Below are 26,609 nucleotides of genomic sequence, written 5' to 3' on the forward strand. Positions count from 1 at the left end.
TCATCACGCGGTGAGCACGTAGCCCAGCGGGCCGCGCACGGTCTGGCCCTCGCAGGTCGCGCTCGACGACACGAACAGCTCCCCGGCCGACGGCCCGGTGTTCAGCGAGCACTGGTAGATCCGGATGTTCGGCCGGTTCGCGGGCGGCTGGGTCCAGACGTAGCCGATCTGGTGCTGGACGGTCTTGCCGTCGCACGCCGGATCGGCCGACACGAACCGGTCCGAACCGTCCACACAGGACATCAGCAGCTGCGTGCCCGGCTCGTTCGTGCGCGCCACCAGGCCGAGGGAACCCTCGAACCGGTAGCCCGGCGGCACGTCGTCCGCGACCACCGCGTGCTCGGCCACTCCCGGCAGGAAGTACCGCACGAGCGGCGCGTAGGCCGGGAGGTACCCGAGCAGGCCGTCGACCTGCTGCCCTTCGCACGTCGGCGAGTTCGAGTCGAAGCGCTCGCCCTTGAACAGGCACCGGTACAGCGGCATCGTCGTCACCCCGGCGGGCGGGTCGAGGTAGCTCGATCCCAGCGCGCCCAGTTTCGCCGCGCCTTCGCAGTTCGGGTCGATCGAGGTGAACGCGTCGACGTCGTTGATCAGGCAGCTGAACATCGGGTGCGTCCCGGCCGTGCCCGCGGGCAGCGTCCGGCCCAGCGGCGTCTCGAACCGGTAGCCGGCCGGGGCCGCCCCGAACCGGTCCCAGATCCCGCCGGCAGGCGCGACCGTGCGGTGGTCGCCGGGGGTGGTGAACCGGCCGAGCTGCCCACCGGCGGCCGGCGGCCAGCCGGCGCGGGCCCGGATCTCGTCGTCGGGCACCACGCCCTCGTCCGTGGTGACCTCGTCGATCGCGCCGGTGAAGAACCCGGCGGGCACGCCGTGCTCCAGGTCCCGCCCGATCGTCAGGCCGCCCCAGGCGGTCCAGAGCAGCACGTTGTCCTTCGTGCCGACGAGCTCCCCGTTGACGTACAGCCGGAGCTGGCGCGCCGGGTAGTCGTAGACACCGGTCAGGTGCGTCCAGATCCCGAACGCCGGCGCCTGCGTGGAGTTCGCGTAGGTCAGCGGGCGGTAGTCCGCCGTGGCGTCGTCGGCCGTCGCGGCGCCGAAGATCCAGCGCCCGATCTCCGGGCGGTACTGCAGCACGAACCCGCTGTGCCGCGCGCCGTCCTGGCCGGCGACGGTGGCCACCTTGTCGTCGCGGGTCGGCTTCGCCCACGCCGCGACGGTGAAGCTGTCGCGCATGATGGCCCCGACGTTCGCCGTGGTGGCCGCGGACGCGCCGTCGAGCTGCAGCGCCTTGCCGGACTGGCCGGCCGGGTAGGTCGCGGTGCCGGCCAGCGTGGTCGGGTTCCCGACCCACGACGTGTCCTTCACCGTGCCGTCGTCGAAGCCCCAGCGGCCGTGCGACGCGGGTGGGATGTCCTCGTGCACCTTCCGGACCTCGGCGTCCGACAGCGCCTTGCCGCGGTACGCGCGGACCTCCTCGATGCCGCCCTTGAAGAAGCACTGGTTCACGCCGTCCCAGCGGCACCGGCCGATCGAGAACTTCCCGTTCGCAGGCGGCACGGTGACCCCGGACATCGCCCCGGAAAGCGCGCCGTTCACGTACAGCTTCAGCTGACCCACGAGCTGGCCCGGCGGCCGGTCGTAGACGAGCGTGAGATGTACCCAGCCGTCCGTGTAGCCGGTTTCGGTGGACAGGACGTACTTCAGCTCGCCTCCCGCCCCCACGACGGCGGCCCACTTCTTCGCCGTCGGGTCGTACTGGACGTAGAAGGAGCTGTACCGGTCACCGTCCTGACCGAACACCGTCGTGTAACCGGTGCTGTTCTTGTTGAACGCCCACGCCGAGACCGAGAAGCTCTGCGCCGTGTCGACGACCGGGCCCGCGGTCTCCGCGTACCCGGACTTGCCGTCGAACCAGCCGGTGTAGGCGTCCCGGCCGGTGTGCCAGCCCGCGCCCGGGCTCAGCGTCGCGGTGTTCCCGCGTCCGCTGGAGTCGGCCGCGGTCGTACCGGTGTTCTCGTCGAACTTCCAGCGCCCGGCGTCGGCCGGCGGCAGCGGCGCGGCCTGGGCGGCCGGGTAGGACCGCCACAGCGCGGACACCCGGTCGGCGGTCAGCGCGCCGCTGTAGAGCCGGACGTCGTCGACGCCGCCGCGCCAGTACCCGCCCCACTCGCCCGCCGTCTTCGCCCGGCCGACCTGCAGCCCACCGGTGCCCTGCCACGGCTTGAGCAGCGTGCCGGGCTCCTTGCGGGTTCCGTCGACGTACAGCCAGATCGTCTTGCCCGGCGCGTCGTACACGCCGGCCAGGTGCACCCAGCTGTTCAGCTCGCCAGGGATGACCGCCAGGGACGCCTTGGTCACCGAGCCGCCCTCCTCCGGCACCTCGAAGATCCAGTTCCCGTCGTGGCCGGAGTCGTCGACGACGTGCCCGAGCCGGAACTTGCTCGTGGTGTTCCCGCCGTCCAGTGACACCGCGCTGAGGAAGCACCGCGGCGTTTTGCCGATGTCACACGGGTTGTCCTTGAGGTTGACCCACGCCGACACCGTGAAACTGCTGTCGGTGCGCACGTCCACCCCGGACGTCGCGGCGTAGGCGCCGGTGCCGGACAGGTCGAGCGCGTTGCCGATCCGGCCGGGGGTGAACGTCGCGCCCGAGCCCAGCGTCGCCGGCTTCGTGCCGACGGCGTCGCCGCCGCGGGTTCCCCCGCCTTCGTCGAACGTCCAGTCGTGGGCGAGGCTGACGTCCCGCCCGGCCAGCGTCTGGACCTCCCCGCCGATCAGCGCGCGGCTGTAGAGCGAGACGTCGTCGATGGCGCCGGTGAACAGCTCGGCGTTCGGGTTGTCCGCCCACAACGACCGTCCGAACTGGACACCGCCGGTGGCGTCGAACCCGCCGGTGTGCGCGGCCGACGCGGCGAGCACGCCGTTGACGTACAGCTCGATCCGCTGCCGGTCCTCGCTGTACACACCCGCCAGGTGCGTCCACACCCCGGGCTGCGCGACCGGTCCGGTCGCCTCGTCGCCCGGCTGCGCCCGATCGGCGTTCATGGCGACGAAGCCCCAGCGCCCGTCGGAGAGCGCGCGCAGGTCGAACCCGGCCACGTGCGCCCCGCTCTGGGACACCACCGCCGCCTGGGCACCGATGTTGTCCAGCCGCGCCCACGCCGTCACCGAGAAGCTGTGGTCGGTGTGCACCACCGACGCGGTCGTCGAGGCGTACCCGGAGCCGGCGAGCCGCAGGGCGAGGTCGCCCGGGTCCGGCTGGTTAGTCTGGCCGGCCGCCCAGTCCGCGCCCGGGCTGTAGGTGCCGCCGAACTTGCCGTTCGCGTCGGCGACGTCGCCGTCGAACTTCCACGTCGCCGCGGTGACGGCGGCGCCGGTGACCAGCGAGCGCACCTCGTCCACCGAGATCGCCCTGCTGTAGACCCGGACGTCGTCGACCGTGCCGGGCAGCCGGTGGCTCGTCCCGCCGTTGACCATTGCCCCGCCGACGCGGAACGCGTGCTGCGCCTGCCACGGCGTCACCCGGCCGGTCTCGCCGATCGGCTCTCCGTCGACGTAGAGCCGGATCTTGCCGCTGGGTGCGTCGTAGGTCCCGGCGAGGTGATACCACTGGTCGCGTTCCGGCTTGTAGCCGGTGTTCACCCAGTCGTAGCCCGACGTGTCCCCGTCCGCGTGGGGCAGCACGAACACCCAGGTCTTGTTCTGGTACTGCAGGCAGAACGCGCAGATCTTCTCGCCGTCCTGGCTGAGCACGGTGAACGTGCCGTTCTCGTCGGCGCCGGCGTCCAGCCGGACGTACGCGGCGACCGAGAAGCTCTGGTCCGTGCGCACCATCGGGCCGGCGGTCGTGGCACCGCCGGTGACGCCGTCGAAGTGCACGCCGCGGCCGACCGCGCCGTCCGGGACGAACGCCGCGCCGCCCTGCAGCACCGCGTCCGCGCCGCCCTCGACGGCGTTGCGCGCGGTGGTGCCCTTGTCCTGGTCGAACTTCCACTGCGCGACCTGGACGTTGCCCGCGCTGACCAGGCCGGCCACCTCGGTGGCCGACAGCGGGCGGTCGAAGATCTGCGCCTCGTCGACCGCGCCCGGCCACGGGTCGACGATCTTGCCGTCCCAGACGAGCCTGCCGATCCGGACCGGGCCACCCGCGTTGTCCGTGGCCGGCGGGGCGTGCGCGGTCCCGGCGAGCTTCCCGTCGACGAAGAGCCGGATCTCGTTCGCGTCCCGGTCGTACACGCCGGCCAGATGGGTCCAGGTGTTCAGCTGCGGTACCCCGGCCGCCGTCTGGGCCATCGCGATGCTCGTCCACGAGTCCGTCGAGGTCGATTTCCCGAACGTCCAGTGCGCGTCGCTGCCGTCGTTCTCGGCCCGGTACCACAGCGCGAAACCGGGGAACTTCAGGCCGTCCTGGCTGATGACCGCCCGGGCGCCGTTGTTGCGCTGCAGGTTCACCCACGCCGACACGGTGAACCCGGCGGCGGTCCGGATCGCGTTCGGGGCGGTGACGTCGTCGTCGATGCCGTCGAGCTTGATGGCCGAGCCGAGCGCGCCACCGGCCTGGATGGTCGCGCCGTTGTTCAGCGTGCCGTGCCGGTCGCCGAGGAACGCGCTGTCCTGCGCGGTGCCGTCGAACGCCCACTTGGCCAGCGGGCCGTTGCCGGCGCGGACGTAGAACCGGTACTCGCGCTGTTCGCTTTCGTTGCCCGCCCGGTCGTAGCTGCGCACGTACAGCGTCTGCGGCCCGTCGCCCGGCGGGGTCAGCTTGACCGTCGTGCCGCCGCCGAGGGAGTCCGCGTCGACCTGGGTGTCCGGCTTGTCCTGCCAGCCGTACTTGTAGTGGTCGATGTCCCCGACGCCGTTGCTGCCGAAGGTGAACGTGCCCGGCACGTCCGTGCCGCCGTGCCAGCGGTTGTCCTCTGTGTACAGATCCGAGCCCACCGTCGGCGGCCGCGGGACTCCCGTGCGGTCCACGACGAACGAGGCGCCGCTCGCCGCCGGGCTGGACGTCGCGCCGTCACAGCCGTGCACCCACCAGCCGATCTGCTGGCCGTCCTTGTCGCTGAGGTCGATCGTGGCCGTGTGGACGGCGCCGGACGTCTGCACGGCCCCGTTCCACGACGCGATTTCCTTGCCGTTGGATGAAACCCGCCACTGCGGGAACAGCAGGTCGCCGTCCGGATCGGCGGTCTGCGCGCGCAGCGTGATGGAGTCCTGGGCGACGTAGGGCAGGCCACCGCAGAACTTGCACGGCGCGGGCAGCGGCGGGTCGGTGCCGATGGCGCCCGGCGTGTACGGGGTGCGGTTCCAGTTGACCTTGAGAACGGTCTGCGCCGGGTCGTACTTGCGCCACGCGTACTGGTCGCCCGAGTTGGCGGCCTTCAGGAACAGCGGGGTGTGCGACCCGCGGTCGATCTGGTCGACCGGGATGTCCCACCCGACCTCCTTCCAGCCCGTGCCGCAGGTGCCGCTGTGCACGCCGGGCACCGACCGGGTGCGGTTCCAGCCGCCGCCCGGCTTGTTGTTCCAGATCATCCCGTTCCAGATCCCGCCGTTGGCGCGGTACACCACCTGGTCCCGGTCGGAGCAGTCGGGGCTGGAGATGGCGACCGTGGTGAACGTCGCGCCGAGCAGCGACTTGTCGGACAGGAACGAGGTGTCGTACTGGAAGTAGGACCACCCCTCGCCGATCCCGTTGCACCAGCCGCCGTCCGGCAGGTCCCGCGGGCACTGCCCGACCTGGGCGTTCCCGTCGCCGCTGGTCCCCCAGTACGGCGTGTCCGGGTGGCCCGAGAGCACGTTGGCCCAGCCCCACTTCTGGATCGTCGACAGCGTCGGGTCGACGGTCACCGGGAACTTCACCGCCGGGTCGGCGAGGAACTTCGCGTCCGGGGTCAGCACGAGCGAGTCGTCCACAATGGACACCCCGATCGGCGCGACCTGCCCGGCGGCGTCCCACATCGTCGACGGCGGTGCGCCGAACACCTCGGCCCCGGCGCCGTCCACGGCCCGCAGCGAGCCGTCCCGGGCCGCGGTCAGCTTGAGCCCGTCGGCCTTGACCGCCAGCTTGACCGCCTTGAGCGCTGGGTTGCGCGCGGCTCCGGCGTCCCGCACCACGAGGTGCTGGCTGAAGCCGTCCCGCTCGGCGATCATCACCAGGTCGACGCCCGGGAGCACCTCGCGGTAGGTGGCCTGCGAGCCGGACAGCTCCGGCGCGGGCAGCTTGCCCGGCCAGGACAGCGTGAGGGCCTTGCCGTCGCGGCGCAGCGTCGCGAGCGCGGTGTCCCCGCCCGGCGACAGCGTCAGATCACCGTCGGCGGCCCGCGGCGCGACCCGGCCGTCCGCCCGCCGGCCGAGGCCGGTGTCGATGCCGACCCACCGGTCCCCGCGCCGGACCCGCACCGGGACCGGCGTCAGCTCGGCGGTGAGCGTGCCGCCGGGATTGGCGTACACGGCCCGGGTGGGCGTGCGCTCGTCGGCGACCTCCACCCGGGACCCCTGCAGCCGCGCCGCCACCATCGCCGCGGGCGCGTCCGGCGCCTCGGCGACCGCCGCCGGACGCGGCGCGACCAGCGGCCCGCTGCCGGCGAGCAGCGTCAGCATCGAACCCAGCAGGGCGGTGACCGTACCGGCCACCACCACTCGACGCATGCGCACCGTTGTTCCTCCCCGCATCCCCCGTGACAGACGGAGCGGAATCCTGCGAAACGGTGGCTTCAGCGCGGCATCAAACCGACATCAGGACGGCTTCACGACGGTTTACGACATTTCGGCGTCAGCGATTGGCCGGATGGCGGAGCAACGCGGGGAAAATATCCGAAACTTCCCGCGCGGTCCAGCGAGGGTTCCGGTCTCCGGGGCGGTCGTCACCGAACAGGCGCCCCGGCCTCGGTCGGACTCGGTCAGGAAGCTGATCTTCACCGTGGAGCCCATTCCGGCCGCGTTGGCAGACTGGGTGGCATGACGACAACCATCAGGCCGGCGGGCACCGGGGACGCCCCGCGGATCGCGGTCCTGCTCGAGCAGCTGGGATATCCGACCGACGAAGCGCGGGTCCGGGCCCGGCTGGACGACTGGCTGACCGACCCGCGCAGTGTGCTGATCGTCGCGGAGTCGGACGGCCTGGTGGTGGGGGTCGCCGCGTTCCACGCGATGCCCCTGCTGGAGCGCGACGGACGCCGGGGCCGCCTGGTGGCACTCGTCGTCGACGACTCGTGCCGCGGCCAGGGCGTGGGCCGCGCACTGGTGACCGAAGTCGAGCGCGAAGCGCTCCGCCTCGGGTGCCGGGAGCTGGAGGTCACCAGCAACCGGGCCCGCGAAGCCGCGCACAGCTTCTACCGCGGCCTCGGCTACGACGACGTCTGCGCCAAGTCGGCCCGCTTCCTCAAGTCCCTGGACCAGAACGGAAGCCGTGAATGGCACATTGAGGGACTTCAAGTCCCTCAATGTGCCATTCACGGCTTTGGCCGCCCGGCGAGGTTCTCGAGCATCAGGGTGAGCGTGAACTCGAAACGGTCGTGCCCGGTGCCGGAAGTCAGTTCGGCCGCGTGGCGCCGGGTGCAGGGGAACCGGTCGGCGGGCAAGGCGCTGAACCGCTCGATGAGCTCGTCGCGGCCGAGAACCCAGTCGTCGGCGTGGTTTCGCTGTCGCTGCCGGACGAGTGAGCGTTCCAGGGCGTACGCGCTGACGTAGAGGGTGAGCGCGTCGAGCGCCCACGCGGCGGCCTGCGGTTCGACGCCTCCGGCGAGCAGGATGGCCAGAATCCCTTCGCCCAGCCGCAGCGTTTCGAGGTGGGTGGGGACCATGGCCAGTGCGGCGCGGGAGACGCCGGGGTACTTCAGGTAGACGTCCCGGAGCTGCGCGTAGACGTCGTGGATCTGCTCCCGCCACGACGCCGGGTCGGGCTCGGGCAGCTCGATCCCGGCGCAGAGCCGGCCGACGAGCAGGTCGTCGAGGTCGTCCTTGTTGAGGATGTGCGCGTACAGCGAGGACGGGCCGGTGCCGAGCACCGCGGCGACCCGCCGGATCGTCAGCGCGTCGTAGCCCTCGGCGGCGATGACCTGCAGCGCGGCGTCGGTGATCCGGTCGGCCGTGATCGGGGTCTTCCGCGGCGCCGTCGGCGCGGAGTCCGTGGGGAGTCCGGCGTGGCGGGCCGCGCGGCGCTCTCGGGGTTCGGCGGGCATGCCGGTCACTCTACCTTGACACGAACTTAGTTCGTCATCTAGAACTTAGTTCGTGTCTACTGAACTAAGTTCGCCTCGCGTGACTCCGCTTCCCCTCGGCCGGGCGTGGCTGGTCCTGGTGGCCGTGGTCGTCGCCGAGCTCATGGACCTCGTCGACACGAGCGTCGCCAACCTCGCCGGGCCGGCGATCCGCGCCGATCTCGGCGGCGGGCCGATGACCCTGCAATGGGTCCTGTCCGGCTACACCGCGGCGTTCGCCCTCGGCCTGGTCACCTCCGGCAGGCTCGGCGACGTGCTCGGCCGCCGGCGGCTGTTCCTGCTCGGCATGGCCGGCTTCACCCTCGCGTCGCTGGCCTGCGGCCTCGCGCCCGGCCCCGGCTTCCTCATCTCCGCCCGCGTGGTCCAGGGCCTGTGCGGGTCGGTGATGATCCCGCAGGGCATGGCACTGGTGAAGATCGTCTTCCCGCCCGCGCACCTGCGCAAGGCGCTGATGCCGATGGGCCCGATCATGGGCCTGGCCACGGTGGCCGGGCCGATCCTCGCCGGCTGGCTGCTGCACCTGGATCTGTTCGGCAGCCGGTGGCGCTCGATCTTCCTGATCAACGTCCCGTTCGGCGTCCTCGCCGCCGTGCTCGGCTGGTACGTCCTCCCGCGAAACGGCGGCGAAGACCGCGGTGCCCGCCTCGACCCGCGTGGCGTTGGCCTGCTCACCGCCGGTTCGGCGCTGCTGATCGTGCCGCTCATCCAGGGCCGCGACCTGGGCTGGCCCCTGTGGACCCACGCGATGATCGCGGCCGCGCTGGTGGCGTTCGGCCTGTTCGCCGTGTCCGAACGCCGCAGCCGCCACCCGGTCGTCACGCCGTCGCTGTTCGGCAAGCGCGGCTTCGTCGTGGGCCTGCTGATCGTCGGCGGGTTCTACGCCTCGCTCAGCGCGTTCGTCCTGGTCGTCAACCTGCTGCTCCAGTCGGGCTTGGGCTGGACGCCGCTGGCCGCCGGCCTCGCGCTGATCCCCTGGGCGGCGGGGACCGCGCTCGCCACACTGGCCTCCGGCGCGGTGCTCGCCGGGAAACTCGGGCGCACCGGCCTGCACCTGGGACTGTCCGTCACGGTGGCCGGCCTGCTCGCGCTCTGGTGGTCCACCGCGCACTGGGGCGAAGCGATCACCGCGGGGACGCTGGCACCGGCGTTGTTCGTGACCGGCGCGGGTTCCGGGCTGCTGTTCATCCCCCTGTTCGACTTCATCCTCGGCGAGGCCACGGCCGAGGAGGTCGGCACCGGCGCCGGCCTGCTCAACGCCGCCCAGCAGTTCGCCGGCGCGATCGGCGTCGCCGCACTCGGCACGGTGTTCTTCGCCCGCGCCGGGCAGCCGTCCCCCGCATCCTTCCTCGCCGCCGCCGAACTGGTTTTCGGCCTCTGCGCCGGCGTCTGCCTGCTGGCACTGTCCCTGGTCGGGCTCCTGCCGAGGCACGCCCAGCCGGCACCGCACTAGCCGGCGTTCGAGTCGGGCACCGCACTAGCCGCGGGCGGGCACCTCGGGACCGGCGACGGCCAGCAGCTCCAGCACCTCTCCGGCCTCTTTCGCCGCTCCTTCACGAAAACTCGCGTCGAGCTTCCGGAACAGGCGCTCGGCCCGGCCGGCGGGCCAGCCGCCGGGCAGGTGCTCGGCCGGGAGGTGCGGGTCCCGGCGGATGACCTGCAGCCAGTCGGTGTGCAGCATCAGCCGGCGGGTGAGGTCGTCCGGCCACGACGACCGCGCGGTGTCCCACTTCGCCAGGAAGTCGAGGTAGCGCGCCTCGATCGTCTCCGTGTCGAACGCCTTGCGGACCAGTTCGGCGGACTCCGTCGGCTTCGCCGGGCGGGCCGTCAGGACCGTGACGTGCCCGGCGAGGTCGAGCTGCTCGATGATGGCCGTGACGTCGCGGAGGCCCGCGGCCACCCACAGGCCGTTCTGGAGCGGGCCGAAGCCCTCCCAGGTCAGCTGGGTGCGCAGGTCGTGGCGGTCGCCGCGGCGGCTGTCCGGGAGGGAGAAGCCCACCAGCGTCCAGTCGCCGTCCCCGGCGCGGTTGACCGCGCCCGTCTCCCAGACCCGGCGGCGGCCGTCCTCCAGCACCATGGCCAGGCGCGGGCTGAGTCCGAAGTAGACCTTCCGGCCGTCGCGGTGCCGGGTCAGCAGGCCACGGCTCGCCATGCGGGTCAGCGTGGACCGGACCGCCTCCTCCGAGACGCCGATCCGCGCGAACACCTCGATCACGCTGCCCGAGGAGATCGCCACCGCCCGGCCGAGCACGTGGATGCCGAGGAAGGTCAGCATCACGGACTTCGCACGGGGCGTGGAGCCGCCCTCGTCGAGTCGCACCTTCGCCACCCCCCGAGCGTAGCTCCTGGCAAGAGGCCAGTTGATGTTGTGCAGAATGTTGACGGCCGTCATGACGGTGACTAACGTGATCCGGGCCACGACGGGAGGTGCCGCCGGCACCGTCCCCTTCGGACGAACCTGTTGCCGTGCCCCACCCCCAACGACGAGGGTCCCCATGAGCACTCAGCTCCGCAGAGCGGTCACGTCGAGCTTCCTCGGCAGTCTCATCGAGTACTACGACTTCCTCCTCTACGCCACGGCCAGCGCGGTCGTCTTCGGCAAGGTCTTCTTCACCGGCCTCGACCCGGCACTCGCCACGGTCGCCAGCTTCGGCACGTTCACCACCGGCTACCTCGCCCGGCCGCTCGGCGGCCTGCTGTTCGGCCATTTCGGCGATCGGCTGGGCCGCAAGCGGATGCTCGTGCTCACCATGAGCCTGATGGGCGTCGCGAGCTTCCTCATCGGCCTGCTCCCCGGCTACGCCACGATCGGGCCCCTCGCCCCACTCGGCCTGGTGCTGCTCCGCGTCGTCCAGGGCGTCGCGGTCGGCGGCGAATGGGGCGGCGCGGTCCTGATGTCGGCCGAACACGCGAAATCACGCCGGGGCCTGTGGGCCGGTTTCACGAACGCCGGCGCGCCGAGCGGCATGGTCCTCTCGACGCTCGCGATGTCCGGCACCGCCGCGTTCACCTCCGAGGCGGACTTCCTCGCGTGGGGCTGGCGGATCCCGTTCCTGCTCAGCATCGTCCTGCTCGCGATCGGCCTGTTCGTCCGCTCGCGCGTCGAGGAAACTCCGGCGTTCCTGGCCACCCGGAAGGAAAAGCGGAGCCGCATCCCGCTGGTCGCCGTGCTGCGGGATCACCCGCGGGCGCTCGTGCTGGGCGTGGGCGTCGGGCTTTCCGCGTTCGTCGTCCAGGCCACGCTGACCACGTTCGTCCTCGCCTACGGTGTCAAGCAAGGACATCCGCGGCAGGAGGTGCTCAACGCGCTCACCCTGTCCTCGGCCTGCGCGGTGGCCGGCATCCTGCTGTGGTCCGCGCTGTCCGACCGCGTCGGGCGCCGCCCGGTCGTGCTGGCCGGCGTGGTCCTGATGGCGGGGTTCGGGTTCCTGCTGTTCCCGATGGTGCGCAGCGGCAGCGGGCTGCTGCTCGTCCTGGCGCTGGTGATCGGCCAGGGCGTGATCCACCCGATGATGTACGGGCCGCTGGCCGCCCTCTACACCGAGCTCTTCGCCACCGAAAACCGGTACACCGGCGCGTCGCTGGGTTACCAGCTCGCCGGGCTCGGCGCCGGGTTCGCCCCGCTGATCTTCGCCGAGCTCCAGCGCGGCAGCACGTCGACCACGCCGGTCTCGTGGACGATCGCCGCGTTCTGCCTGCTGTCCGCCCTTTGCCTGCTGGCGCTGCGGGAGACGAGCCACCGCTCGATCACGCCGGACGAACCGGCGCTGACCCAGGCGGACCAACGGGAAGGACACCGCGCATGAGCACGTGGCCACGCCGGATCGGCGCGCTCGTCGCCGCGACGCTGACCGCGATCGGGCTCACGACGGGGGGCGCCGCGCACGCCGCGACGCCCACGCACTACACCGGGCTCCTCCCGGACGGCGGGAGCTGGGTGGCCGACGTCCCCGGCGCGTGGAACGGCACCGTCATCCTCTACAGCCACGGCTTCGGGCCGCTCGTGGCACGCGACGCGCCCGACGAGCCGACCGGGCAGGCCCTGCTGGCCGGGGGCTACGCGCTGGTCGGCTCCTCCTACAGCGGGCCGTCGTTCTGGGCGCTCGGCTCCGCGGTCCGTGACCAGTTCGCTTCGCTGGAGGCGCTCGCCCAGCGGATCGGGAAGCCCCGGCGCACCATCGCGTGGGGCACGTCGATGGGCGGGCTGGTCAGCGCCCTCGAAGCCGAGTCCGGCGGCCACCGGCTCGACGGGGCCCTGACCACCTGCGGCCTGGTCGCGGGCGCGCTCAACCTCAACAACTACCAGCTCGACGGGGAGTACGCGCTTTCCCGGCTGCTCGGCCCGGCGCAGCCGGTCAAGCTGGTCCGCTACGCGAGCGCGGACGAAGCGAGCGCGGCGGCCGCGGCGCTGACCAAGCTCGTCGCCGACGCGCAGAGCACCGCCGCGGGCCGGGCCCGGATCGCCCTCGGCGCCGCGCTGATGAACATGCCGACGTGGTTCACCGGGCCGGCGGCGCCGGCCGACTACGCGGGTCAGGAACAGCAACAGCAGCAAGCCCTGACGCAGTTCGTGCTCGGCTTCGTCGTTTCCGGTCGCTACCAGATCGAACTCGCCGCCGGCGGGAACAGCGCGTTCAACGCGGGCGTCGACTACCGGTCGCTGCTGGCCGGCAGTGCCCTGTCCCGGCAGGTCCGCGCCCTTTACCGCGAGGCAGGTCTGGACCTCGACGCCGACCTGGCGAACCTGACCCACCACGCCGACGTCACGCCCGACCCGCGGGCCGTCGGCACCCTCGCCCGCACGTCGATGGCGACCGGACGCCTCCGCGTGCCGGAACTGACCATTCACACCACGTCGGACCACCTGGTCCCGGTCGAGCAGGAGAACTGGTACGCCCGGCGCGTGCGGGCCGCCGGCCAGGAACCCTTGCTGCGCCGGGCTTTCGTCGACGCGCCGGGGCACTGCGCCTTCCAGCCGGCGGAAACGATCGCCGCACTCCACGCCCTCGAATCCCGCATCGAAACCGGCCGGTGGACCGAAACCGCGCCGGAGAAGCTGAACGCGGCCGCGGCGGCACTCGGCACCCCCGGCCGTTACCTCCGCTTCGCCCCGGCCCCGCTCACCGGCGGCCTGGGGCAGCCCGGGCGCTGGTGAAGCCCTCGGCCGGCACCGTCGTGGACATTTCGGCGGTGCCGGCCGGCCGGTAATCGACGGAAAGAAATCGCCACTCGCGATTTCCGGGAATGGGCACTCCATCCGGAAGTACCTCACCTCGGACGAGGCACAGCGGATCTGGCCCGGCCTCCACCGGGGCAGCGTGTTCTCGATCGACCGCAACGTCGGGAGCGTCTACGGCGACGACGTGAGCCGCAAGGTCTCCTCGACGTTGACGTCCCAGCGGCAGGCACGGCAGCTGCTGTGCTTCGACGCCTCCGACCTGGTGCCGGCCACGATGACCGCGGCGTTCTACCGGGCGGTGCTGGAGTACCTCAACGACCCCGCCCGGCTGGACCAGCTGCTGGCGGACCTGGAAACCGTCCGCAAGAACGTCCCCGCGGGCGAATGTTTGAACGTCCCGTGTGGACAGTCCAAGGAGGAGAAGTGACGGAGCTGGCGCGGTTCGAGCTGCAGCAGGGCGGGGAGGTGGTGGTCGAGGTCGACGCGGGACCGGCGACCACCCGGGTCGCCCGGCGCGAAGACCTGGTGCTCGAAGCGAAGGTGTCGTTCGAGCGGGCGCTGGGCGCGGTGAAGGACGCGGCGTCCGCGGCCCTCGGCCAGTTCGAGGTGAAGCTCAAATGGACGCGGCCCGCACCCGCCGCGGAATGACCGGCCCGGCCGTCAGGACCGGCTGACCGCGAGGAAGCCGGCCAGGGCCACGAGCGGGGCGGCGCCCAGGAGGAACAGGCCGGATCCCGCCCACCACACCGTCCGGGCCCGGATCGCCTTCCTGGCCACGCCCAGCGTGGCGAACCCGGCGAGCGCCGCCCAGAGGGCCGGCACCGCGAACGGGACGGCGGCGGAGATCGCCGAGGCCAGGCTGATGCCGTCGTTGCCGGAGGGCAGCAGGGCGACGATCAGGAAGACCGCGCCGAGAACGAGACCGGCGAGAACGAACAGCACGCCGGCGAGCAGCTTGGCGACGAGCTCCGCGGTCCGGCCGGAGCCGGTCATTTCCTCGTCCACGGGTGCCGAGCATAGCCGCCCGCCGGCACCCGTCGCACTGTCACCCTATTCGTCGATTCTTTCGATTTCGATTCCTTCGACATCCGGTTCGGCGCCGCGCATAAGCTCTGCCGTTGACTGTGCGATTCAACCATGCTGCACTGGTTTTCCCACCACTGTCCGGCAGAGAGGAATCGGTCATGCTTTCCCACGCGAGAAAGCTCAAAGTCGTTTTCTTCGCCGTCCTGTCGGTGGTGGCCGCGTCCGTGCCCGGTCTGGCCGGGCAAGCGTCGGCCGAGACCGCGGTCAAACCGGCCGCCTCGCAGATCGTGGCCGACATGGGTGCGGGCTGGAACCTGGGGAACCAGCTGGAAGCCAGCGTCAACGGGGTTCCGGGCGAAACGGCCTGGGGCCTGCCGACCGTGACCCAGGCGCTCATCGACAAGGTGAAGGCGGCCGGGTTCAGGACCATCCGCATTCCCGTCTCCTACCTGAACTCCATCGGACCGGGCCCGGACTACACGGTCAACGCGGCCTGGCTGAACCGGATCCAGCAGGTCGCCGACTACGCCTACAACCGCGGCATGTACGTGCTGGTCAACATGCACGGCGACGGCTACAAGACGGTCAACGGCTCCTGGCTGATCTGCGACTCCTCCGCCCAGCCGGCGATCAAAGCCAAGTACCAGAAGGTGTGGCAGCAGGTCGCCACCCGGTTCCGCAGCTACGACCAGCACCTGATCCTCGAAGCCATGAACGAGGAGTTCGACGGGCAGTACGGCAACCCGACCCAGCCGTGCTACTCGAACATCAACGCCTACGACCAGATCTTCGTGGACACCGTGCGGAAGACCGGCGGCACCAACAGCTCACGCTGGCTGCTCGTCGCCGGGTGGAACACGAACATCGACTACACCACGGGCAACTACGGCTTCGTGCTGCCGACCGACCAATACCGGTCTTCGTCCATTCCGGGCAGTGAACAGCGGCTCATGATTTCCGTGCACTACTACAGCCCCTGGGACTTCGCCGGAGACGAAAACGGCACCATCACCCAATGGGGCCGGGGCTCGACGAACCCGGCGCGGAAGTCGACCTGGGGCCAGGAGGACTACCTCGACGCGCAGCTGAAAGCGGTCCACGACAAGTTCGTCGCCAAGGGGTATCCGGCCGTGGTCGGCGAATACGGGGCGATCGACAAGTCGTCGTCCGATTCGTCCAGCAACCGGTACCGCGCGGACTTCGCCCGCGCCATCGTGTCGACGGCCAAGAAGTACGGCGCGTCCACCGTCTACTGGGACAACGGCGCGAACGGGCAGTACGGGTTCGGCCTGTTCGACCGCCGGTCCTCCACGGTGACCCACCAGGGCATCATCGACGCGATCATGAGCGGCGTCCGAAGCTAGCCCGCACGCCGGCCTGAGCCGCCCTCAGAGCTCCGGGGGTGCCTGGAGGTCGTGGGCACGGAACAGGACGGCGTGCTCGACGCCCATCGCCTCGCCGCTCATCGCGGCGAACTGCGGGATGAAGTCGGCGGGAGCCGGGTGGTCCGGGAGCGCGGCCAGGTACGCCGTATGGGCCTCCAGTGAGGCGACGCCGCGGCGCAGCGGCTCACCCGTGACGTCGACGCCGTGGGTCGCGGCGGTCATCCCGGGGACGAGGTACCAGCGCGCGGAGTGCGGTTCGAGGCCCTCGTCGTCGATCTGCTCCGGGAAGACCCACCGATTGCCCGCGTCCCGGATCGCATCCAGCGTCGCCAGGCCGGCCGCGCGGTGGTCGGCTTGGTCGAAACCGTAGGGCGTCTCGACCGCGAAACTGCTGCCGAAGACGACGTCGGGCTTGAAGCGGCGGATCTCCCGGCAGATGTCCCGGCGCAGGTCGAGGCCGTAGACGAGCACGCCGTCCGGGTGTTCGAGGATGGTCAGGTGCTCGACGCCGACGACCTCGCAGGCGGCCCGCTGCTCGGCGACGCGCAGGCGTGCCGTCTCCTCGGGCGGGTTCGGCATCCCGGCCTCGCCGCGGGTGAGCAGCAGGTAGCCGACGTCGATGCCGCGCGCGGTCCAGCGGGCGACGGCCGCGGACGTGCCGTACTCCATGTCGTCGGGGTGCGCGACGACGCAGAGCACGCGCCGGAAGGATTCCTCGGGAAGGGCAGGCAATGTCATGCCGGCCATGCTTCCACGGCGCGCGGCTTTTCAGTCGATGTCGTGAAAGACTCGTTCACCTCGTCCGACGTCATGAACGAGTCGTTCATGACATCCGGCGCGCCACTACGCAATGTGTTCCCACGAGGAACGAGCGTCGTCGCGCCACACTTTCGAGTGGCCGCAGTCCGCCGGATCGCTGTCCCTGCGTGACGGATTCCGTTATTCCATCCTTCGAACGTGACAACGCTTCTACGTTCTTACGCTTTGCCGTGGCCAACCCGGGACGTGAGGAGTCGCAAGTGGTGGATTACGCGGTACTCGTGGCGTCCGCGGTGCTGTACGCGGTCGGGATCGTCGCGCAGAGCGTCGCCGCCCGGCGAGCCGGGAACCGGCCGGGGACTGGGCTCGGGTTGCTGGCCCGCCTGGCCGCCGACCGGCTGTACCTGCTGGGGTTCGCCGGGCAGGCAGGCGGTTTCGCGCTCGCTTTCTTCGCGCGCGCGAAGTTGCCGCTCTATCTCGTGCAAGCCGCGTCGTCGTCGGCGATCGGCTTGGCCACCGTCTTCGGCGTCGCCGTCCTCGGGTGGCGGATCCGCGGCGCGGAGGCGATGACGCTGGTGCTGCTCGCGTCCGGGCTCGTCGCGCTGGCCGGGTCGTCGTCGGCTTCGGTCGCCTCCGACCTCCCCCCGGCCGGGGTCGCCGCCTTGGCCGTCGTGGTGCTCGGGACCGGCCTGGCCATGATCCCGGCCGGCCGGACCGGCGCGTTCCTGCCGCCCGCGGTGCTGTCCGGCGTCGCGTTCGCCGTCGTGGCGATCGCCAGCCGGACGCTGGCCCACCGGGATCTCCTTGCCCTGCCGGGAAATCCGCTGACCTGGCTGATGCTGGCCGCCGCCGTGCTCGGGCAGGCCGCGATGGCCACCGCCCTGCAGCGCGGCCCGGCGGCGGCGGTCGTGGCCACGGCCGACGCCACCACGATCGTGCTGGCGTCGGTCACCGGCATCGCCGTCCTCGGCGACCACGTCCTCGCCGGCCGCGAACCGTGGGTCGCCGTCGGGCTCGCCGTGGTCGTGTCCGGCGTGCTGCTGCTCGGTGTGCAGTCGCGGGCGGGCGCGCTCGACGTCGCACGGGAGCCCGCGTGACGTCCCGCCCGCTCGCGAGCGTCTCGGTCGACCTCGACAACCTCTGGGCCTACCTCAAGACCCACGGCGATCCCGGCTGGCGCGACCACCCGAGTTTCCTGCCGTCCGCGGTGCCGCGGCTGCTGGAGATCCTCGGCGAGCACGGGCTCACGACGACGGTGTTCGTGGTGGGCGCCGACGTCGTCCGCGAAGACGGCGCCAAGGCGGTCGCCGAGATCGCCGCGGCGGGGCACGAGGTGGGCAACCACTCCTTCGGCCACGAACCCTGGCTGCACCGCTATTCCCGCGACCGGCTCGAGGACGAGCTGAGCCGGACCGAGGCCGCGATCGCCGTCGCGGGCGCGCCCCGGCCGGCCGGCTTCCGCGGGCCCGGCTACAGCGTCACGCGCGATCTCGTCGAACTGCTCGCCGAACGGGGGTACGCCTACGACGCCAGCACCCTGCCGACGTGGATCGGCCCGCTGGCCCGCGCGTACCACAACCGCACGGCGAAGATTTCGGAAGAGGGCGTCGACGAGCTGTTCGGCGGCTTCTCCCGGGTCCTGGCCCCGGTGCACGCCTACCGCTGGCGGACGTCTCACGGTGACGGGCTGGTGGAGCTGCCGGTGACGACGATGCCGCTGCTGCGCACCCCGATCCACGGCTCGTACCTCTTGCAGCTGCACGAAATCTCGCCGCGGCTGGCCCGCGGGTACTTCCGGACGGCGCTGCGGCTCTGCCTCACCCGCGGGGTGTCCCCTTCGCTGCTGCTGCACCCCACCGACGTGCTCGGCGCCGCCGAGGCCCCCGGAATGGAGTTCTTCCCGGGCATGACGGCACCGGGTGCGCGGAAGGTGGCCTGGCTCGGCTGGGTGCTTTCCGCGCTGCGCGAGCACTTCGACGTCGTCGGAACCGGCGAGTTCGTCCGCCGGACGGCCGTGCGGCGCACCCGTCCGGTGACCGGATTGGACGCCGGGAGATGACCACCTTCGCGGTCGTCCGGCCCGCCCTGTGCGGTGAAAGGGCTCTGCTGCGGGTCCTCGCCTGCGCGACGGTCGCCTTGGCGCCGGTCGAGGGCTACCTGACGGCCGTGCACAGCCAGCTCGGCAAGGTCGCACCCGCGGTGCTGACGCTGACCTGGCTGGCGGTGCGAATCCGTCAGCGGCGGCTTCCGCGCCCTACGCCGCTGCACGCGGTGCTCGCGCTCCTCGCCGTGGTGCTGGCCGCGACCGCGGCCCGGCACTCGGCGGGCGAGTTCACCGCGGAGTACACCGTGCGCTGGCTGCCGTTCCTGGTGGTGACGGCGGTGCTCGCGGACGTCGCGAGCCGCGAGGTCCCGATCCGGTGGCTGCTCATGGCGGCGGCGGCGGGGGCGACCGTCGCCGGGGCCGGTGCCCTCTTCAGCTTGGTGGCCGGCGGCGAAGCCCGCGCGAGCGGGCCGCAGCCGGATCCGAACGACCTGGCCTACTTCCTGGTCGCGGCGGTCCCCTTGCTCGCGGCGCTGAACCGCCGGGGCCAGGGGCTCGCCTTGACGGCCGCGGGTGTCGTCCTGGTGGCCGGCGCGACGGCGACGTTTTCCCGCGGCGGCGCGCTGGGCCTGGCCGCCGCAGTCGGCTGGCTGGTGCTGCGCCGGGTGCTGCCGTGGCGCGTGCTCGGCGCCGCGGCCGCGGCCGCCGCCGGGCTGGGCCTGGCCGCCCTGCTGTTCGCCGGTCCGCAGCTGGACCGGGCCCTGCAGGAGAAGAGCTTCATCGCGGCGTCCAATGTGGACACCCGCGAACTGCGCTGGCAGGCGGCGGCCCGGATGCTCACCGCCCACCCGGTGCTCGGCGTCGGCCCCGGCGGGTTCCGCGAGCACTACGCCGCCGAGTCGCACGACGCCGAGGTCGACGAGCAGACCCCGGTGGCGCACAACATGTACCTCGAGGTCGCCGCGGAGCTGGGCCTGCCGGGGTTCGCGCTGTTCGCCGGGGTGCTCACCACCGCCGCGGTGGCGAGCGAGCGGACCGTCCGGCGGGCCGGACCCGGGCTACGGCGTACGGAAGCGATCGCGATCCAGGCGTCGCTGCTCGCCGTCGTCGTCACCTCGACGTTCCTGTCCGAGCAGTACTACCTGCCGTTGTGGTCGCTGGCCGCGCTCGCCGTCGCGGCCGGAACCCGGATTCGAGAAGGAGAGGGAAGCGCCGATGCGGGTGCTGCACGTGATCAGTGAGATGGGGTCCGGCGGGGCGGAAACGCTCGTGGCCGGCCTGGTGGCCCGCGGCGAGGAGTACGGCTGGGTGTCCGCCGTCGCCAGCGGCGGGGGCTTCCGTGCCGACGCGCTGGCCGCGGACGGCACGCCGACGTTCGCCGTCCCGCTCGCGCGTCGCAGCAAGGCGGGCGTGCTGAAGGCGGCCTGGGCCACCCGCCGGGCGATCACGCGGTTCCGGCCCGATGTCGTGCTGGCCCACAACGTCGGCGCGAGCCTGGTGGCCCGCCTGGCCCTCGTCGCCGGACGGCGACGGCCGTTGCTGACCGTCTTCCACGGCGTCGCCGAGGACGACTACGCCGCCGCCGCGCGGATCCTGCGCCGCACCTCCGGCCGGGTCGTCGCCGTCTCGCCCGCCACCGCGGACCGGCTGGCCGCGGCGGGCCTCGACCGACCGGTGGTGATCCGCAACGCCGTGTTCGCCCGCCCGCCGGTGTTCGGCCGCGCGGAGGTCCGCGCCTCGCTCGGGGTCCCGGAGGGGACCCCGGTAGCGCTCTGCCTCGCCCGGCTGGAGCCGCAGAAGCGCCACGACGTGCTGCTGGACGCCTGGGCGGCGGTCGGCGGCGACGCGGTGCTGTGGCTGGCCGGCGACGGCAGCCTCCGTGCCGAGCTCGAGCGCCGCAGCGAGGCGCTGGGCCGCCGGGTCGAGTTCCTCGGCACCCGGACGGACGTCCCGGACCTGCTCGCGGCGGCCGACGTCACGGTGCTGACCAGCGACTGGGAGGGCCTGCCGCTGGCGGTGCTGGAGTCGATGGCGGCCGGACGGCCGGTGGTCGCGACCGGCGTCGGCGGCATCGGCGAGGTGCTGGCGGGCGGGGGCGGGCTCGTCGTGCCGCCCGGGGACCCGGCCGCGACGGCCGAAGCGCTGAACACGCTGCTGTTCGACCGGACGACGCGGGAAACCGTGGCCGCCGAAGGAATCCGGGCCGTCGAGCGCGACTACGACCCGCACACCCTCATGAAGTCCTACGACGAACTGCTCCGAGGTGCCCGATGAAATACCGCACTCTGGTGGTGAGTGTCGCCGTGGCGCTGCTGGTAGGGGCGCTCGTGCTGCTGGTCGGGCTGACACGCGGAGCCGAGTACCAGGGCCGGGTGAGCCTGCTCGCCACACCCGCGGCGGCGAACGGTGCGCCGTACGGCGAGGTCGTCTCGCTGGCCTTGCCCGCGCTGGTCGAGCTGGCCCGCAGCCCGTCGGTGCTGCGGGCGGCGGCGCCGATGTCCGGGTACTCCCCCGACGAGCTGGCCGGGCACGTGTCGGTCGAGCTGGTTCCGGCGTCGGGCCTCGCGCGCCTGTCGGTGCGAGCGGCGTCGGCGGAGCAGGCCGGCGCGACGGCGACGGCGCTGGGCAAGGCGATGATCGACGCGGACCTGCTGGCCCCGGCCGCCAAGCTGCGGACGCTGGACCCGCGGCCCGACGTCGTCGCGGTGGCGCCGGACGGCCCGCTGGTGCTGGGGCTGGCCCTGGTCGGCGCGGTCGCGGCCGGACTGGCGACGGCGGCCCTGCGCCGGCTGACCCCGGGCAGCGGACCGGGCCCGGTGCGCCGGGCACTGGCCGGGGCGGGAGTCCGCCGCCCGGTGACGGTGCTGCGGGCGGACGACCCGGCGGTGACCGACCGGCTGGCGGTGCTGTGCCGCGCGGCCGGGCGCCCGGTCCGCGTGCTGCCGGTGACCCCGGACCTCGCCGAGACGGCGGCGAAACTGGCGGCGGGCCTGCCGGAGGAGCGCGGCGAAGGTGCTTCGGTGGTAGCGGTAGCAGTGGGAGGGCGGCACCAGGCCGACCTGACCGCGGCGGCGGGTGTGCTGCCGTCCGACGCGGTGCTCGTGGCGGTGGTGCTCGCATGACGTCGAGACAGCACACCACCCCCGCCGCCATCACTTCGAAACAGCGTCTCGTCCTTCTCGTGGCGATCCTCGGCGGAACCATGAGCGCCTGGCACGCGCTCGCCCCGTCCTGGCAAGTGCCCCTGCCGACGCAGGCGAACCTCGCCGAGGAACGGCTGCAGGACTTCCGCGACGCTCTGTACTTCCCGATCCGGGAGTTCCTCACCGGCGGCAACCCCTACGACCCCGCGACGATGTTCGCGCACTGGCCGGTGCGCCAGGACTTCAACCTCTACCAGCCCTACCACCTGCTGCTGCACGCGCCGTTCGCGCTGCCGGGGTACCGCCTCGGCGCCGTCGCGTTCACCGTCTTTTCCTTGCTGCTGCTGGTGGCGCTCGCCGCGCTGACGGCCCACGCGGTCCGCGGGTACGTCCCGTTCGCGCCGACCACAGCGGTCGTCGCCGCGCTGCTCGTCACCAGCCAGGTGGGGAAGGCGCAGCTCTACGTCGGCCAGATCAACCCGCTGATCGCCCTCGGCGCGGCCGGCGCCCTGCTGGCGAGGCGCGACCGGCCGGGGTGGGCGGCGGCCGCCCTCGCGCTGGCCTGGCTCAAACCCCAGTACGGCTTCCCGCTGGCCGTCCTGCTGTTCGCCCGCGGCTCACGCCGGGTGGCGCTGACCGGCACGGCGATCGCGGCGGCCGCCAGCCTGCCGGTCGTGGTGCTGCTGGTCATGCGAAGCGGCGGCATCGGGCCGTTCCTCGACGTCGTCGTCGCGAACCTCACCCACGCCCGCGGCACCGACTACGGCGCCGTCGATTCCCCTACCGCGCAACGCATCGACGTCGCGGCCGTGCTGTTCCGCGTCACCGGCTGGGTGCCGTCCGGGATCGAGCTGGTGGTGCTGGCCGGGGTACTGGTCACCAGCGCGCTGCTCGCCCGGACCGCGAAGACAGCGATAGCGGACCTGCTGACCGTCCTCGCCGTCGTGGTCTGCGTGGTGCACCAGCCCGGCGACGTGCTGATCGCCGTCCCCGCGATGGCGGCGGTGGCCGCGTCGTGGTGGCGTCACCGGGCCGAGCCGGGCTGGGCCGTGGCCGGGTGCGCGGTCCTCGCGCTCGCCGTCCCGTTCGCGCATCTGTACACAGTGGACTCCGCGGTGGTCTCGGCATTCGGCACGCGGACGGCGGTCACCGTGGACGGGGTCGCGGTGGTCGTCGCGTGGAGCCTGGCGGTGTTCGCCGCGGTCCGGGTGCGGGCCGCGTGACGACCGCGCTCGGCACCCGCGCCGTCCGCGGTTCCCTGTGGCTGGGCGCGGTCAACCTCGTCAGCAAGAGCAGCCAGATGCTGGTCACGCTGGTGCTGGCGGCCCTGCTGACCGAGGGGCAGCTCGGCGCCGTGGCGCTGGCGGTGGCGCTGGTGAACCTCGGCCAGGTCGTCCAGTCCATCGGGGTCTACGACGTCATCGGCCGCACCGAAGGCGATCCGCGCCGCACGGCGGGGACGGTGCTCACGCTGAGCGTCGGCGCGGCGCTCGCCCTGGCCGCTGCGCTGGCCGCCGCCGCCGGCCCGCTGACGATGGTGCTCGGCACGCCGGACGCCGCCGGGCTGGTCCGGCTGGCCGCGCTCGGCCTGCCGTTCTCGGCGGCGGGCGGGGTGCAGATGGGCCTGATGCACCGGGAGCTGGACTTCCGGCGACGGCTGCTGCCCGACGGCGGCGGCGCGGTGCTGGGCGCCGCGCTGACGGTGGTGCTCGCGCTGTGCGGTGCCGGGCCCGTGTCGCTGGTGCTCGGCCTGCTGGCCACAGCCGTGGCACAACCGCTGCTCGGCGCGCTGGTCCGCGGCGGGGTACGGCCGTGCTGGGACACCGCGGCGGCGCGGGAGGTGCTGCGCTGGACCGCGGTCGTGGGGCCGGCCGCGATCGTCGGCGCGCTGCTGGTCAACCTCGACTACCTGGCGGTGGGGCGCGTCCTCGGCCCGGACGCGGTCGGCGTCTACTCGCTCGCGTACCGGCTCGCCTGGGTGCCGTACATCATGGTGGCGGTCGTGCTCGGCGCGGTCGCCTTCCCGGTGTTCACGCGCTTGCGGCGCGAAGGCGCGCCACTCGGCGGGGCGGTCACCCGGTTCACCCGCGCGGTGCTCGTGGTGACCGGCGGGCTGTACCTGGCGCTCGCCGTCCTCGCCGACCGCGTCGTGCTGCTGGGCGCGCGCTGGGCGGGCGCGAGCGGCCCGCTCGTGCTGCTGTCCGGCTACGGCGTCGCGATCTGCCTGCTGCAGATCTGGTACCAGGCGGTGAAGGCGACCGGGCACGTCCGGCGCTATCTGGCGCTCGAGACGACGCACCTGGTCCTGCTCGCGGGCGGGCTGGCGTTGCTGACCCACGCCGGGATCGGGGCGGTCGCCGCGGTGCAGTGCGCGGCAGCGTGGCTGGTGGTGCCGCTCGCCTGGCGGGTGCTGGCCGGGCTCGGCGTGGCCCCGGCGATAACGGGAACGCTCGTCCGCGTCCTGCTCGCCTGCGCGGCCGGAGCGGTGCCCGCGGTGGCAATCGAGCGCGTGTCCGGGGACTCCTTGCCGGGCGCGCTCGCCGAAGCCGCGGTCCTCGTCGCCGGGTACGCCGGGGCGACCCTGCTGCTGCAGCGGAAGGCGCTCGCCGAACTGCGCCGGGGAGGTCTCCGGTGAAGATCGTGCACGTCTCCCAGCCCGTGACCGCCGGCGTCGCCGTGGTCGCACTGGAACTCGCGGTGGCGCAACGGAACCGGGGCTGGTCGGTCACCATCGTCTGCCCTTCCGGCTGGCTCGCCGGGCGCGCCCGGGAACTCGGCATCGACGTCCGCGGCTGGACGGCGAGCCGCTCGCCCGGGCTCGGTTCGCTCACCGAGACGCTGCGGCTGCGCCGGCTCCTGACCGAGCTGGACCCGGACGTCGTGCACCTGCACAGCTCGAAAGCCGGGCTGGCCGGACGGCTGGCCGTGCGCGGTGGCCGCACGACGGTCTTCCAGCCGCACCTGTGGTCCTTCGAGACCGCACGCGGGCCGCTGCGCCGCGCGTCCGCCGCCTGGGAACGGTTCGCCTCGCGGTGGACCGCCCTCCTCGTGTGCGTCAGCGACGACGAGCTGGCCGCCGGCCGGGCGGCGGGCGTGACGGCCGAGGCGGAGGTCGTCTGCAACGGCGTCGACACCACCCGTTTCGTCCCCGGTGACCGGGCCGCGGCGCGGCGGCGGCTCGGCCTGCCCGCGCGGGCGCCGCTCGCGGTGTGCGTCGGCCGGCTGGCCGAGCTCAAGGGCCAGGACCAGCTGCTGTCGGCGTGGCCCAGGGTCCTGCGGCGGCTGCCGGAGGCGAAACTCGCCTTCGCCGGCGACGGGCCCATGGGTCCCGTGTGGCGCGAGCGGCATCCGGTGGCGGGCCACGAATCCGTGCTGTGGCCGGGGCACACCGACGACCCGGCGGCCTGGTACACGGCCGCGGACGTCGTCGTGCTCCCTTCCCGGGCCGAAGGCATGGCCCTGGTGCCGCTGGAGGCGATGGCGTGCGCGCGGCCGGTGGTCGCGTTCGACGTCGGCGGGACCCGCCAGAGCGTCGCGGACGCGGGTGCGGTGCTGCCGCCCGGCGACGTCGTCCTGCTCGCCGAAGCGGTGGCCGACCGGCTCGCCGACCCCGAACTGGCCCGGCGCGAAGGCGAGCGCGGCCGCCGCCGCGTGGCGCTGTCCTTCGACCGCGGCCGGATGACCGACCAGATCGCCGCCCTCGTCGACAAACTCACCCCGTCGGAGCGCATCTCATGACCCGCATCGCCTACCTGCTCACCCAGGACCGCGGCGGCCCGGTGGACGTCACCGTCCGCCTGGCCGCGACGCTCACCACTTGCGGCGTCGACGTCCGCGTCTTCGGTCCCGTTCCCGCCCGGGGAGCCGCGTTGCTCGAGGGCCGTCACGAGGAACTGACGGTGGGCGGCAAGGAAGATCTCGCGGCGGCGGGCCGGGCGCGGGCGGCGATCCGGGCGTGGCGGCCCGACGTCGTGCACGCGCAGGACCGGCGCGCGGGCCTGGTGATCGCGGGCCTGCGCTTCGGCCGGCGTCCCGTGCTGGTGCAGACCTACCACGGGGTGCCCGACGACGTCGCCGAGCCGTGGTTCCGCGGCTCGCGCGGGGGCGGACCGTCGGCCTACACGCGGACGGTGCTCGCGGCGGACGCCGTCGTCGCCCGGCTCTTGGACCGCACGATCGTGCCGGCCGAGGCGATGGGGGCGTTCCTGCGCCGCCGCCTGCGGGTCCCCGCGGGACGGCTGGCGCACATCGACAACTGCGTCGAGCCGGCCTCGCCGAACCCGCCGCGGGGGCCGGTGCGGCACCTCGTCTTCGCCGGGCTTCTGGTGGAGCGCAAGGGCATCCTCGACCTCCTGGCCGCGCTGGCGGTCCCCGGCGTACTGCCCCCCGGGGCGCGGCTGACCGTCGTCGGCGACGGCCCGCAACGCGCGGAAGCGGAACGGGCCGCGCAGCGGTCACCGCTGGCCGGGCGAGTGACGTTCCTCGGGTTCCGGCCGGACGTTCCCGCCCTGCTCGCCGAAGCGGACGCGCTCGTCCTGCCGTCCACAATGGAGCAACAGCCGCTGGTGGTGGCCGAGGCGATGGCCGCCGGGAAACCCGTCCTGGCGACGGCCACCGGCGGCGTGCCTGCCATGCTCGACCTCCCGGGCAGCCCGTCGTTCCTGCCCCCGCCCGGCGACGTCCCCGCCCTCGCCGAGGCCCTGCGCGCCCTGTTCGCGGAACGAGACCCGGCCCGGCTCGGCCGTCTCCTCGCCGAACGCGCCCACGCCCGCTATCGCCCGGAGGCCTGCGCCCGCCGTCACCTGGCCCTCTACGACCAGCTGGCCACCTCGAGCCACCGCACCCAGCACGCGTGAT

The 26,609-nt window shown here is 72.9% G+C and carries 20 protein-coding genes and 1 pseudogene; 16 read left to right on the forward strand and 5 right to left on the reverse strand.

Features of this window, described 5'->3' with window-relative positions; translation table 11 throughout:
- Positions 1–3: 3 nt before the first annotated feature.
- Complete coding sequence (locus tag A3CE_RS51075; RefSeq protein ID WP_245589802.1) at positions 4–6,648, reverse strand: LamG domain-containing protein; 6,645 nt, start codon at positions 6,646–6,648, stop codon at positions 4–6.
- Positions 6,649–6,957: 309 nt separating this feature from the next.
- On the opposite strand from A3CE_RS51075, the pseudogene A3CE_RS55155 reads away from it, so the two are divergent.
- A pseudogene (locus A3CE_RS55155) lies at positions 6,958–7,347 on the forward strand (N-acetyltransferase family protein); the annotation flags it as partial.
- 104 nt (positions 7,348–7,451) lie between these two features.
- Here A3CE_RS55155 and A3CE_RS0113555 read toward each other — a convergent pair.
- Complete coding sequence (locus A3CE_RS0113555) at positions 7,452–8,189, reverse strand: TetR/AcrR family transcriptional regulator (RefSeq protein WP_020640630.1); 738 nt, start codon at positions 8,187–8,189, stop codon at positions 7,452–7,454.
- Positions 8,190–8,259: 70 nt separating this feature from the next.
- Here A3CE_RS0113555 and A3CE_RS0113560 point away from each other — a divergent pair, with 70 nt between their 5' ends.
- Positions 8,260–9,669 (forward strand): MFS transporter, encoded by a 1,410-nt coding sequence (locus A3CE_RS0113560; RefSeq protein WP_020640631.1) that lies wholly within the window; start codon positions 8,260–8,262, stop codon positions 9,667–9,669.
- A 24-nt stretch (positions 9,670–9,693) separates the two neighbouring features.
- On the opposite strand, the gene A3CE_RS0113565 is transcribed toward A3CE_RS0113560, so the two are convergent.
- Positions 9,694–10,545: a PaaX family transcriptional regulator gene (locus A3CE_RS0113565; protein WP_020640632.1), complete on the reverse strand. Its 852-nt coding sequence runs from the start codon at positions 10,543–10,545 to the stop codon at positions 9,694–9,696.
- A gap of 166 nt (positions 10,546–10,711) precedes the next feature.
- Here A3CE_RS0113565 and A3CE_RS0113570 point away from each other — a divergent pair, with 166 nt between their 5' ends.
- From A3CE_RS0113570 to A3CE_RS51080, 4 genes are all read left to right on the forward strand, one after another.
- Positions 10,712–12,022 (forward strand): MFS transporter, encoded by a 1,311-nt coding sequence (locus A3CE_RS0113570; RefSeq protein WP_020640633.1) that lies wholly within the window; start codon positions 10,712–10,714, stop codon positions 12,020–12,022.
- On the forward strand, positions 12,019–13,371 hold the full coding sequence (locus A3CE_RS0113575) for an alpha/beta hydrolase (RefSeq protein WP_020640634.1): 1,353 nt from the start codon (positions 12,019–12,021) through the stop codon (positions 13,369–13,371). Before A3CE_RS0113570 ends, A3CE_RS0113575 begins: the two co-directional genes overlap by 4 nt.
- 163 nt (positions 13,372–13,534) lie before the next feature.
- Positions 13,535–13,822: a hypothetical protein gene (locus tag A3CE_RS0113580; RefSeq protein WP_020640635.1), complete on the forward strand. Its 288-nt coding sequence runs from the start codon at positions 13,535–13,537 to the stop codon at positions 13,820–13,822.
- The gene (locus A3CE_RS51080; RefSeq protein WP_020640636.1) at positions 13,819–14,043 is read left to right on the forward strand and encodes a hypothetical protein; all 225 of its coding nucleotides are present in this window, start codon (positions 13,819–13,821) and stop codon (positions 14,041–14,043) included. The genes A3CE_RS0113580 and A3CE_RS51080 overlap by 4 nt, the downstream gene beginning before the upstream one ends.
- A 12-nt stretch (positions 14,044–14,055) precedes the next feature.
- On the opposite strand, the gene A3CE_RS0113590 is transcribed toward A3CE_RS51080, so the two are convergent.
- The gene (locus tag A3CE_RS0113590; protein ID WP_125591656.1) at positions 14,056–14,400 is read right to left on the reverse strand and encodes a hypothetical protein; all 345 of its coding nucleotides are present in this window, start codon (positions 14,398–14,400) and stop codon (positions 14,056–14,058) included.
- A 179-nt stretch (positions 14,401–14,579) separates the two neighbouring features.
- Here A3CE_RS0113590 and A3CE_RS0113595 point away from each other — a divergent pair, with 179 nt between their 5' ends.
- Positions 14,580–15,785, forward strand: a complete 1,206-nt coding sequence (locus tag A3CE_RS0113595) for a glycoside hydrolase family 5 protein (protein ID WP_020640638.1) — start codon at positions 14,580–14,582, stop codon at positions 15,783–15,785.
- A gap of 24 nt (positions 15,786–15,809) precedes the next feature.
- Here A3CE_RS0113595 and A3CE_RS0113600 read toward each other — a convergent pair whose 3' ends face one another.
- On the reverse strand, positions 15,810–16,553 hold the full coding sequence (locus A3CE_RS0113600) for a PIG-L deacetylase family protein (protein ID WP_026468450.1): 744 nt from the start codon (positions 16,551–16,553) through the stop codon (positions 15,810–15,812).
- Between the two features lie 272 nt (positions 16,554–16,825).
- On the opposite strand from A3CE_RS0113600, the gene A3CE_RS0113605 reads away from it, so the two are divergent.
- Genes A3CE_RS0113605 through A3CE_RS0113645 form a run of 9 tightly spaced genes read left to right on the forward strand, consistent with a single transcriptional unit; the run spans position 16,826 to position 26,608 of the window.
- Positions 16,826–17,662 (forward strand): DMT family protein, encoded by an 837-nt coding sequence (locus A3CE_RS0113605; RefSeq protein ID WP_020640640.1) that lies wholly within the window; start codon positions 16,826–16,828, stop codon positions 17,660–17,662.
- Positions 17,659–18,624 carry a polysaccharide deacetylase family protein gene (locus A3CE_RS0113610; RefSeq protein ID WP_020640641.1) on the forward strand — a complete coding sequence of 322 codons (966 nt, stop codon included), beginning with the start codon at positions 17,659–17,661 and terminating at the stop codon, positions 18,622–18,624. The genes A3CE_RS0113605 and A3CE_RS0113610 overlap by 4 nt, the downstream gene beginning before the upstream one ends.
- Positions 18,621–19,850, forward strand: a complete 1,230-nt coding sequence (locus tag A3CE_RS0113615) for an O-antigen ligase family protein (protein WP_020640642.1) — start codon at positions 18,621–18,623, stop codon at positions 19,848–19,850. Before A3CE_RS0113610 ends, A3CE_RS0113615 begins: the two co-directional genes overlap by 4 nt.
- A complete protein-coding gene (locus A3CE_RS0113620) occupies positions 19,825–20,883 on the forward strand; it encodes a glycosyltransferase (RefSeq protein ID WP_245589512.1) in 1,059 nt (352 codons plus the stop codon). The genes A3CE_RS0113615 and A3CE_RS0113620 overlap by 26 nt, the downstream gene beginning before the upstream one ends.
- A complete protein-coding gene (locus tag A3CE_RS0113625; protein WP_020640644.1) occupies positions 20,880–21,731 on the forward strand; it encodes a YveK family protein in 852 nt (283 codons plus the stop codon). Before A3CE_RS0113620 ends, A3CE_RS0113625 begins: the two co-directional genes overlap by 4 nt.
- Positions 21,728–22,975 (forward strand): glycosyltransferase 87 family protein, encoded by a 1,248-nt coding sequence (locus A3CE_RS0113630; RefSeq protein ID WP_020640645.1) that lies wholly within the window; start codon positions 21,728–21,730, stop codon positions 22,973–22,975. The genes A3CE_RS0113625 and A3CE_RS0113630 overlap by 4 nt, the downstream gene beginning before the upstream one ends.
- Positions 22,972–24,387 (forward strand): oligosaccharide flippase family protein, encoded by a 1,416-nt coding sequence (locus tag A3CE_RS0113635; RefSeq protein WP_245589513.1) that lies wholly within the window; start codon positions 22,972–22,974, stop codon positions 24,385–24,387. The genes A3CE_RS0113630 and A3CE_RS0113635 overlap by 4 nt, the downstream gene beginning before the upstream one ends.
- Entirely contained in the window at positions 24,384–25,490 is a 1,107-nt protein-coding gene (locus A3CE_RS0113640; RefSeq protein ID WP_020640647.1) for a glycosyltransferase, read from the forward strand. Before A3CE_RS0113635 ends, A3CE_RS0113640 begins: the two co-directional genes overlap by 4 nt.
- Positions 25,487–26,608 (forward strand): glycosyltransferase family 4 protein, encoded by a 1,122-nt coding sequence (locus A3CE_RS0113645; RefSeq protein WP_020640648.1) that lies wholly within the window; start codon positions 25,487–25,489, stop codon positions 26,606–26,608. Before A3CE_RS0113640 ends, A3CE_RS0113645 begins: the two co-directional genes overlap by 4 nt.
- Position 26,609 lies beyond the last annotated feature (1 nt).

It is taken from the genome of Amycolatopsis balhimycina FH 1894 (genome assembly GCF_000384295.1).
Classification (GTDB): domain Bacteria; phylum Actinomycetota; class Actinomycetes; order Mycobacteriales; family Pseudonocardiaceae; genus Amycolatopsis; species Amycolatopsis balhimycina.